Genomic DNA, 10,605 nt, shown 5'->3' with positions numbered 1-10,605 from the left:
TTTCCGATTGCGGACGAAGCTGTTTGGGTGTCGAGAACCCCTCTCGATGACATTTCCGATTGCGGACGAAGCTTTTTGTGTATCGAGAACCCCTCTCGATGACATTTTCACTTGAAGAAAAGTACATTAGTATGTAGAGAGCACTCTCTCGACCAATCCAGCATTATCTTCATGAAGCAATAAGACTTAAATTAATAGAAAAATTAATTTTCGACAAAGTTATTGACAGGAGCATGGAACCTGTTGTACCATAATTTTTGTGTCTAAGAGACATATTTCAATAAACGGCGGCGTAGCTCAGCTGGCGAGAGCGTACGGTTCATACCCGTGAGGTCGTGGGTTCGATCCCCTCCGCCGCTATAAAAAGGGATCGGTTTTCTGATCGCAAACCGGTCTCTTTTTCTTTACATAAGGCCCGTTGGTCAAGTGGTTAAGACACCGCCCTTTCACGGCGGTAACACGGGTTCGAATCCCGTACGGGTCATAATTTCATAAGCACGTAAAAAGTTGGAGAGAAGCTTTTAAGTTTCTCTCCAACTTTTTTTTACATAAATAAAAACCTGTTCATCTTTTTCGATGAACAGGTTGAGCGATCATATATTGAATGACATTCTTAATATAATCATCATAGACAGCAATTATCCCCGCTTAGCACCTCGACCTCCACGACGAGACTCCGTGTGTTTTTTTAGTGAGGCGAGTTTATCTTCGCTATCCTTCAAGAATTTGTTCATTTTGGATTCGAAGTTCTCTACTCGTTTGCGTGGTTGCGGACGGTTATATTTCTCATTAGCTTTCTTGATGGATAAGCCAATTTTTCCGTTCTTCTCTACATTTAGTACTTTTACAGTGACTTCATCACCGACAGAAAGGTGGTCGTTAATATCTTTTACATAACGATCTGCAACCTCACTGATATGAACCAAACCTGTTGATCCTTCTGGTAGCTCTACAAAAGCTCCGAAATTCGTAATGCGGGTTACTTTACCGCTTAGCTTGCTGCCTACTTCGACTGACATAAAAAAAATGCTCCTCCTTAAGAATTTAAAAGTATATTCTAATACATTATATATATCCGATTCAAAAAGTGTCAATAAGAAGGCTCTTCATCTGGTAATTTAAAGATGATTTCACCATCTTTTGAGAAAAAGTAATCTTTTCTGGCGATTTGAAGTAAATAATCAATATCACTCAGCTTTTCCACTTCTTCTTTCAACGCTTGGTTTCTATCCGTATATTGTTCCATTTGCTCATTCAGTTGCTCGTATTCCGCTTGCTTTTCTTGCATTTGCGCACGTTGTTGAAAATGATAGGTTGTCATTCCACCACCAATAAGCACAAAAAGAACGACAAAAGCAATTAGACGACGAAAGAGAAGTGTTTTTTCGCGCGATTTTTTCGCCATTTGTTCTTCCTGTTGTTTCGCATATGTTGAGTTAATTCTTGAAATATTGTTTCGTTTACGTTCTCTTCTTCTTCCCATGCTTCTGTCGCCTCCTATCTTTTCATCTTTGATTTAATGCGGAATAATAGCTTATCTTTTATTCTACTACATTTTGTAAGAAAAGAAAGTCCACTTCGCTTGATTTTTTCTGGAATTAGTGGTCCAATGAGCCACCAAACCATTTTACCTATCAAACCGATGACTTTTTGAAGGATGTGTAAAATGAAAACAATCAAAGTGAATACTTGTAAAAGAATCCAAATGATCGGTTGAAAAAAGATTCGATTTATAATTCTCCAAACCATCCCGACAAAGCCTTTTACAAGACGTACCAACTTGTCCAACAACCACAAATACCAATTTTGCAGCAGGGCATAATAAACTGAGATGCCAAGTGCAACAGCTAGAAATAAATAAAACTTCAGGATTCCACCATTAATTTGATATAAGAAGTAAAAGAGGACACAAGCTTCCGTTAAAAAGAATACGATGTCAACGCCGATTTGCCGCCAAAAAGAGGCGGGCCGGAATAATTGCTTGTACGTATCAAATGTAAGTGCTGCTTGAATGCCACCCGCAACCATCACGGCCATCGATAAAAACTGTACGCTTAGCGTCATTTGAATAGCTTACCTAATAAGCTCTTTGATTGTTTTTGGTCGTTATCGATGTAACTGAATGATGCAATCCTACCTTGAATCGTTAGAAGCCCTTGTTCGACGTTTAAATTTTTCATATGCAAGTTGTGGCCTTGAATGACGAGATAGCCCTGTGTTGTTTTTAATAGAAACTCTTCCGTATCAAAACTATCAACATCTTCTACACCTTGAACTTCGAGCTTTCTGCGGTTGACTAGCTTTAATTCGTGATCCTTTTGTTGGCTTCTTCCTTGGTTATACGTTGTTTTTTCATAAGACATGTCCTTTCCCTCCTATCAATACAAAATATGAGGGAAATCTATAAAACATGCCTATAATCTATTCTTCAGTGTTAATTCTTTCTTCATTGATAACTGTGTATAAGTTTTCTGCCTGTTCTTTGTTGACTTGTTCCCGCAAATCTTCTATTTTAATCGTTAATTTTTTCTGAGCAAAATGAATCGTCAGCTCATCTCCCACTTGAAGGTTTGATGATGCCTTTGCTGGTTGACCATTCACTTGAATTCTACCTTTACCGGCGATTTCTTTGGCGACTGTTCGCCTTTTAATAATTCGTGATAACTTTAAAAATTTATCTAAACGCATGTTATTCCTCTCCTTTTCGCAACACTTTCGCTTGATTCCAGTAGTTTTCCATATCTTCTAAAGATAAATCTGTCAGTTCAACCCCGTTCCTTTTTGCGATGGATTCAATGTATTGGAAACGGTTTTTGAATTTTTGGCTCGTTCGATGAAGCGCGATTTCCGAATCAATCGATAGTAAACGAGCAACGTTCACTAATGAAAACAGTACATCTCCGAATTCCAGCTCTATTTCGTTTATATCTTCTTTCTCGATGACTTCTTGTAATTCCTTTATTTCTTCTGTAACTTTTTCAAAAGCAAGCGCTGCATCGCCCCAGTCAAACCCTACTTTTGATGCTTTCTTCTGCATTTCTTGGGCGTAAAGTAAACGAGGTAAAGCTTCCGAGATACCTTCCAATAGAGTCTCTTTTTTCGCTTTCCCTTTACTTTTAATTGCTTCCCAATTGGTTGTTACTTCATCCGCTGAATCGACTTCGACGTCTCCAAATACATGCGGGTGACGTTCGATCATTTTTTCGGTGATTGAACGGATCACATCGTCAACAGAGAAGAATCCATTGTCTTCTCCTATTTGACTATGTAGCATGACTTGAAGTAACACATCACCAAGCTCTTCTGCTATATGGTCGTCATCCTCTTCCTGAATCGCGTCGATGACTTCGTATGCCTCTTCAATCAAATACGGACGAAGTGATTCATGCGTTTGTTTTCGATCCCACGGGCAACCGTTTGGTCCACGAAGCGTTGCGATAACTTCCCTTAATTGGTTAAACGTATGTGTTAATGCATCACTGGATTGTGGCGCAACATATAAAGTCGTTAAATCACTGAAAGTTCCTTCACGATCGAGCTCATATAAAGGTACTGTCATGACTTTTTCATCTTTACTCCCTGCAGCGTCAACGATTGTCACTGGATAATCTTCCGGCAAGTCTTCCATTAATGTCAGTTTAATATCTGAAGCGACAAATGAATCATACACTTGTGCGATTAATAAGTGATTTGTAAATTGAATGGTAGACCGTTTTAATGCTGTTCCGTCCAATAACTGAAAGCCCTCGATCGGATCGATTTTCAATGCATTAAAGAGCGGATCTAAAAAGCTCTGGCCACCATGAAACTCGATGTGAAGATGTTCGTCAGCATGCTCCAGCAGTAATTGAACCGTTCGCTCTGCAACAAATGGATGTCCAGGCAATGCATAAACGAGATCTTGTTGTTGGGCAGCTTCGAGTAATCGTTTCGAGATGTCTTGATAAACATCTTCAAATTGTTCATGTTTTTCATATACATGATCAAAGCTTTTAAACGTCACACCCTCTTCTTCTAGCTCTTGAATGACAGGGTGTTGATTCGTTCGAACAAAGACTTCATTTTTGTGGTTTGTTAAAAACCGGTAAATCCCTAATGGTAATTGGTCAAGCGTCCCTGCGCCTAACCCGATCACGTGAATCGTTTGACTCATTGTGTTCACCTGCTTTTTTTCAGTATGTTTTGGAGAAAATTTTTAGGAAAAAGCTTCATTGCCCACGCCATCGTGAATACCGTGATGACTCCGACAAGACTCAATGCAATCGTTGGCACAATCAAAAATAACCGTGTGGCATGGATAGAGAACAGCTGGGCCATGAAAACAACAACGCCATACATCAAACCGATTGTAACGACTGCTTTTATATAAAATAACACGTCTATGTGAATACTTGAACGTTTCATCCAAATCCAAAAATAAATAATGACTAGCGTTGCCGCTGCAAGAATTGAAGCGATGCTTGCGCCAAGTATGCCATAGATTGGAATCAGCCAAAAGTTACTCGCAATTTTTACTGCAAACATAAAAACAATCCATTTAAATTGCTGTTGTGTATAGCCAAGACTTTGCAACAAAACAGATAAGGTAATAATTAAAGACAATAAAAAAACGAGCAGCATCAACCACTGAATCGCCGTTGTCCCATGTTGGTTCAAGTAAAATAACGGATTCAAAAATGGCATAATGGCGATTAACCCAACTGCTGCGGCTAGAGAGAAAAGAAAAGTGAGGTGGACTGCTTGCTCCGCTTCCCGCTGCTTTCGTTTTGATTGTATACTAGGAATTAAAGCAAATGCGAGGGAAGAACCGAATACTAACCCTAATTGAATCATTGGATTACCACGATCAAAGATACCCTTTTGTACTTTAGATTCTTCAAAAGACCATCCATACTCCTGAAGAAGTGGAATCATTGTCATCACGTCGACAGCTTGGAAAATCAAGTGAAGAACATACGTTAAACTGTAAATGAACACACCAGCAAAGAACCATTTAGCTGTTTGCCTAAACGGAATGTTATTTGGCGGTACTTCCACGGAGTTCTTCCGCCGAAGAAACTTAATCCCTAAATAGACCACTGCAACAAACGTGCCGATAATCGTTGCCAGTGCAGCAAGCGTTCCGAGCTCATACAACGAACGATCCGTTGAAACGACGTAAAATGTAATGCCAATAATCAAGATGACACGCACAAATTGCTCGACTACTTGTGAAATGCCGACCAAATGTGTCTCTTCATAGCTTTGAAAATAGCCCCGTAATAGTGAAATCATCGGGAGAAGCAAAAACATAAAGCTGCTAATTCGGATTGGTTCTGTCAGTTGTATATCGCCCATCATGTTTGCCCAAGTTTGCGCAAATAAATAAATGACCAACCATGCTAAAATCCCCAGTCCTGTCAGCAGATAAAAGATCCGGGTAAACAATTGCCGTGACGTCTGGTTTTCTGAAAACTGCTGTGTAACGGCACTTGGAATGCCATACAGCGATAGGATAATGGCCAATGAGAGTAAAGGATAAATTTGCTGATACACATATAACCCTTCGTCTCCAGCAATATTTTGCAAAGGAACACGATAAACCATGCCTAAAATCCGACTGATTAACCCCGTGATCGTAAGGATGATTGCGCCCTTCACCCATTTATTTGTATCACTCATAAATATTTCACTTCCAACGATAATTCAATCTTTTAAACGATTCTTCTTTAACTTTATCATAGTTTGGAGTATTTTAGCTGGTGATCATGTGTACCTACGAGGTTATTTGAACGGTTAACGCAATCCTTTGAACGGATAGCATACTGATTTCAACGGTCGGCTCATTCCTTTGAACGGTCACGCACGTTCTTTGAACGGTTAGCCCACCGCTTTGAACGGTCACGCACGTTCTTTGAACAGTTAGCCAGACGCTTTGAACGGTCAGCGTGACGTTTTGAACAGTCTCACGCGTTTTATGAAAAATCAGCCCGCTGAATTGAACAGTCAGCACAGTTCCTAAAGAGATCATGTTTCAGGCATGCAAAAAGCCTACCGGACTCTTTCCAGCAGGCTTTCATGAAGTCTATTCCATTTGGCGGCCAAGGAAGCTGGCGGCTGTTTGACAAAGCTTGATCTCCACATCGGTGACAGAATCTTTATCCGAAAATAAGACGACACTTCCGACAGGGTCACCATTGGAGATGATCGGCTGAATTAAATACGATGCTACTTTCTCTTCAATGCCATCAACGATTTCCAATGTGTATTCGTTCTTTTCGACAACCGCTTCTCGATCTTCCATTGCTTTTTCAATGAGTTGTCCAATGTTCTTATTCAAATAATCTTTTTTACTAACGCCCGCTGTAGCAATAAATTCATCCCGATCTGCGATGAGTATTTTTTGTCCAACTGCTTCAAAAAGCGATTGTACATATTCATCAGCGAATTCACTCAGCTCATTAATCGGAGAGTATTTTTTTAAAATAACTTCTCCTTCTCGGGCAACAAAAATCTCGAGAGGGTCGCCTTCTCGAATTCTCAATGTTCGCCTAATCTCTTTCGGTACAACAACTCGTCCGAGATCATCAATACGGCGTACAATTCCTGTTGCTTTCATCTTCGAATCCCCACTTTCTTTGATGTACTTGCATGGGTGAAGCCTTGCTAAAGGATCCTGGCTAAATCACCTGCTAGTAATTGTTAGTATAAATCAGTGGCGATGAACTATTCATTGTTTGAAGAAATTTTTGCCTGATGAAGCTTAGAAAGGAAATCTTCAAGCTGATCGTGACGAATTGCTTTATTATGTCTGGAGAACTGGAACACAATTTTCAACTGTCGGCCTTCTGTACCGAGTTGGATCATTCGTCCATATTCGTTGGCCAATTCAAATAGCTTTGCACCATCGATTTGTTGGCTTTGTTCCGCTTCCATAAGGCATTCAATTTTTTGTTTTGACTCATGAATCGATTCAATTTTGTTCTCTTTTCCATATAGACGTATTCTTGAAATTTGCAGTAAGTTTCCAACTTCATCTGGATACTCACCGAAGCGATCTAACAATTCCTCATTCAAATCGTACGTTTCTTGAATTGACTCCAGAGCTTGAATCCGTTTGTACATTTGAATTTTTTGTCCTTCATCTTGAATATACGATTCAGGAATATATGCGTCCAAATCGAGACCGATTTCAACTTCGAATGGTTTTGCTTCCTCGTAAGGAACCCCTTGTTGTTTCGCACGAACTGCATCATTCAACATTTGTGAGTATAAATCGAACCCTACGGAATCAATAAAGCCATGTTGCTCCGTTCCTAAAAGGTTTCCTGCACCACGAATGGAGAGGTCACGCATGGCGATTTTAAAGCCACTGCCAAGTTCGGTGAATTCCTTAATCGCTTCTAGACGCTTTTCAGCAATTTCGGACAACACTTTATTTTGTTGATAGGTGAAATACGCATAAGCTAATCGGTTCGAACGGCCGACACGCCCACGGATTTGATAAAGTTGGCTTAATCCCATCTTATCTGCATCGTTCACGATTAATGTATTCACATTCGGGATATCCACACCGGTTTCAATAATTGTCGTACTGACTAACACATCCGCTTCGCCTTCTAAAAACTCCAACATGATATTTTCCAACTGGCGTTCATTCATTTGCCCGTGCGCATAAACTACTCGTGCATCTTCAACAAGTTCATTAATTTGCGCGGCGACCCTGTCGATCATATCGACTCGATTATATAAGAAAAATACTTGACCGCCTCTTGCCAATTCACGCTCGATGGCATCACGAATGAGCAGTGGATTATATTCCACTACATATGTTTGAATTGGAAAACGATTTTCGGGCGGTGTTTCGATGACAGATAGATCTCGCACGCCAACCATTGACATGTGTAATGTTCTTGGTATTGGTGTCGCTGTCAGCGTTAATACATCCACATTCGTTTTCAGTTGTTTAATTCGCTCTTTATGCTTCACGCCGAAGCGTTGTTCTTCATCGACAATTAATAGACCGAGATCTTTAAACACAACATCTTTGGATAAAACACGATGCGTTCCGATAACTACATCGATTAATCCTTTGCGGAGCTGATCGATCGTTTCTTTTTGTTGTTTCGGTGTTCTGAATCGGCTAAGCAGACCAACATTTACGCCGAATTCTTGAAATCGTTCTTGAAACGTATCGAAATGCTGTTGCGCCAAAATCGTTGTCGGAACCAACACAGCGGCTTGCTTTCCTTCTACGATTGCTTTAAAAACTGCCCGGATAGCCACTTCTGTCTTGCCGTAACCAACATCCCCACAAAGTAGGCGATCCATCGGTTGTGGTTTCTCCATGTCCGTCTTAATTTCTTCGATGCAACGAAGCTGATCTTCCGTCTCTTGATATGGAAAAGCCATTTCAAAGTCTTTCTGCATTTCTGTATCTGGACCGAACTGATGGCCGCGAGCCGCTTCACGCTCAGCATAAAGCTTGATTAAATCATCAGCGATATCTTCAACAGATGCTTTAACCCGTGACTTAACCTTCTTCCATTCACTTCCGCCAAGTCGATATAACTTAGGCTCTTTACCTTCTGAAGCGACATACTTTTGAACTTGATCGATTTGATCTGGCGGCACAAATAACTTATCGTTTCCTGAATACCGAACGACCATATAATCTTTATGGAGTCCATTGACCTCCAGCGTTTCAATGCCAAGGTACTTTCCGATTCCGTGACTCGTGTGAACGATGTAATCGCCTTTATTTAATTCTTGATAGCTTTTAATTCGCTCTGCATTGGAAATTTTTTGGCGTCGACGTTTTTTCGGTTTTTTCTTTTTAAATAGTTCTTCTTCCGTTAAGACAGCTAGCTTGTACGCAGGCATCTCAAAGCCTTCGTTCAAGTCGCCTTGCAAGACAACAGGCTCTTCCATTGGAACGCTAATTGGGCGGACGCCTTTTCTCGCAGCAATGTCGTAATCATCAAGCACGCGAAGAACACGGTCGACTCGCTCTTCGTCCACCGCATAAATGACTACTGAAAACCCAGCCTTACTCCAACGTTCCATCTCACTTTTCAACAGATTCATCTGACCGTGGAACTGCTGCATTTGGCGACTGGAAATATTCACTAAGTTATCGGGCTTCGTGTTCGGTATATGTCGTAAAAACAACGAAAGATAAATTCGTTGATGGTCAATCTTCTCGAACACTTCGTCCCACGTAAACGAAAATGTTAAATCTTCTACAATCATCCGTTGATCGAGCAGATCTGTATGCCATGTCGCTTCTTCACGGTCTAAACGTTCCGCAGTCTCTGTGATTCGGCTCATCTCATCGAATATAAACAGACTGTTCTTCGGAAAATAATCTACTAAACTATGAACATCTTCATAGAGCAACGATATATACTGATAGATTCCATCAAACGGCTGTCCTTCTTTTAACCGCTCGATATCATGAGATAACTGCTCATTCAATTGCTGTTTCTCTTGCTCGGAATGAATGTTTTTCAACGACTTTTGTAAAAGCTTTTCTAGCTTGTCACCTGCTTTTTTCATTTGCTCTTCCGAAAAAATCCACTCTTCCGTTGCAGTGATTTCTATTTGATCCAACTCTTCGATGGAACGTTGCGAACCAACATCGAAGTACCGGATCGATTCGACTTCGTCATCAAACCATTCAATTCGTACCGGATAAACGTTCGTGAGAGGATAGATATCAATAATACCTCCACGCTTACTCGCTTCTCCTGGAGCAGATACCATATCTGACACTTTATAGCCCATTGTTACGAGACGCGCCATCGTATCGTCTAATGAATACTCTTTTCCTGTTTCAATGGTAAGTGACAAGTCACCTGCCATTTGTTTTGGTGGCATTAGCCGCTTCAATCCTGCAATAGGAACGATGAAAATGCCGTTTTCGTTCTCCTGCCAACGATTTTTCGCCTCAATCCGCTGTGATTTCAACTCAGGGGAGGCAGTCATAATCTCAGCGGGCAGCATTTCATTGATAGGATATAAATATAATTGATCTGGATTTTCCATCAAGCCGAGCAGATCTTCGTATAATTGTTGCGCTTGACTCAATTGATGTGTGACGACGACTACCGGCCGATTCGTCGACTCATGGGACATTACCATTAAGAAATTGCGCAATGAGTTTGTTAATCCAGAAACAAGCTGTTCACGCATTTCACCCTTAATCCCATTGATAATATGTACAAAATCATTTTGTAAGCTTAAATAATCTTTTAAACCTTTCATCTGCTCTCCCCCTAGATTGATACGTTCCTATGCGGATTGTTTACACGGAAAAATGCCTTGGCGAATACCAAAGCTACTTAGTGAATAAAATTATCATTTTCAAATAAACTTGGATTATGCGAGAGCGTATCTTCGCAAGTTTCGCAAACTAATCGTAACATCAAATCACCTTGCTGATTTTCTTTCATCATATGATTCGATTCCTCAGCTGATAACTCTTGATTCAATAAATCCATTACACGCGGGTGCTCGTTCAACTCACCCATAGATTCGCCACAATGCCGACATGTCATCTTAATTGCCATCAATGTCCCTCCTTAACATAAGCTAGTGACTAGCTTTTCCAAGAAGGAACAATAT

At 40.5% G+C, this 10,605-nt stretch carries 10 protein-coding genes and 2 tRNA genes; 2 read left to right on the top strand and 10 right to left on the bottom strand.

Annotated features, from left to right (window positions below):
- Nucleotides 1-286: 286 nt before the first annotated feature.
- Together FPQ13_RS10985 and FPQ13_RS10980 are read left to right on the top strand one after the other, a co-directional pair.
- Nucleotides 287-360 (top strand) — tRNA-Met (locus tag FPQ13_RS10985).
- A 52-nt stretch (nt 361-412) separates the two neighbouring features.
- A tRNA-Glu gene (locus FPQ13_RS10980) sits at nt 413-484 on the top strand.
- A 154-nt stretch (nt 485-638) separates the two neighbouring features.
- Here the strand turns inward: FPQ13_RS10980 and FPQ13_RS10975 are convergent.
- The 10 genes from FPQ13_RS10975 to FPQ13_RS10930 form a co-directional block, all read right to left on the bottom strand.
- Nucleotides 639-1,019, bottom strand: coding sequence for a S1 domain-containing RNA-binding protein (locus tag FPQ13_RS10975; protein ID WP_144089379.1), 381 nt, complete (start codon nt 1,017-1,019; stop codon nt 639-641).
- Nucleotides 1,020-1,090: 71 nt separating this feature from the next.
- Nucleotides 1,091-1,483: an FtsB family cell division protein gene (locus tag FPQ13_RS10970; RefSeq protein WP_144089378.1), complete on the bottom strand. Its 393-nt coding sequence runs from the start codon at nt 1,481-1,483 to the stop codon at nt 1,091-1,093.
- Between the two features lie 14 nt (nt 1,484-1,497).
- Complete coding sequence (yabQ, locus tag FPQ13_RS10965; protein ID WP_144089377.1) at nt 1,498-2,064, bottom strand: spore cortex biosynthesis protein YabQ; 567 nt, start codon at nt 2,062-2,064, stop codon at nt 1,498-1,500.
- On the bottom strand, nt 2,061-2,363 hold the full coding sequence (gene yabP / locus FPQ13_RS10960) for a sporulation protein YabP (RefSeq protein ID WP_144089376.1): 303 nt from the start codon (nt 2,361-2,363) through the stop codon (nt 2,061-2,063). Before yabP ends, yabQ begins: the two co-directional genes overlap by 4 nt.
- 58 nt (nt 2,364-2,421) lie before the next feature.
- Nucleotides 2,422-2,688 (bottom strand): RNA-binding S4 domain-containing protein, encoded by a 267-nt coding sequence (locus tag FPQ13_RS10955; protein ID WP_144089375.1) that lies wholly within the window; start codon nt 2,686-2,688, stop codon nt 2,422-2,424.
- Between the two features lies 1 nt (nt 2,689).
- Complete coding sequence (yabN, locus tag FPQ13_RS10950) at nt 2,690-4,153, bottom strand: bifunctional methyltransferase/pyrophosphohydrolase YabN (protein ID WP_144089374.1); 1,464 nt, start codon at nt 4,151-4,153, stop codon at nt 2,690-2,692.
- Nucleotides 4,154-4,158: 5 nt separating this feature from the next.
- Nucleotides 4,159-5,661: an oligosaccharide flippase family protein gene (locus FPQ13_RS10945; RefSeq protein WP_144089373.1), complete on the bottom strand. Its 1,503-nt coding sequence runs from the start codon at nt 5,659-5,661 to the stop codon at nt 4,159-4,161.
- A gap of 403 nt (nt 5,662-6,064) precedes the next feature.
- Nucleotides 6,065-6,598: a stage V sporulation protein T gene (gene spoVT / locus FPQ13_RS10940; RefSeq protein WP_144089372.1), complete on the bottom strand. Its 534-nt coding sequence runs from the start codon at nt 6,596-6,598 to the stop codon at nt 6,065-6,067.
- Between the two features lie 107 nt (nt 6,599-6,705).
- Complete coding sequence (gene mfd, locus FPQ13_RS10935; protein WP_144089371.1) at nt 6,706-10,245, bottom strand: transcription-repair coupling factor; 3,540 nt, start codon at nt 10,243-10,245, stop codon at nt 6,706-6,708.
- A gap of 77 nt (nt 10,246-10,322) precedes the next feature.
- Nucleotides 10,323-10,550 (bottom strand): anti-sigma-F factor Fin, encoded by a 228-nt coding sequence (locus FPQ13_RS10930; protein WP_144089370.1) that lies wholly within the window; start codon nt 10,548-10,550, stop codon nt 10,323-10,325.
- Nucleotides 10,551-10,605 lie beyond the last annotated feature (55 nt).

The sequence above is a fragment of the Allobacillus salarius genome, from assembly GCF_007559425.1.
In the GTDB taxonomy this organism is placed as follows: Bacteria; Bacillota; Bacilli; order Bacillales; family Alkalibacillaceae; genus Allobacillus; species Allobacillus salarius.
Note: the sequence above shows the minus strand (reverse complement) of the source record. Positions and strands in the feature narration are given on the sequence as shown.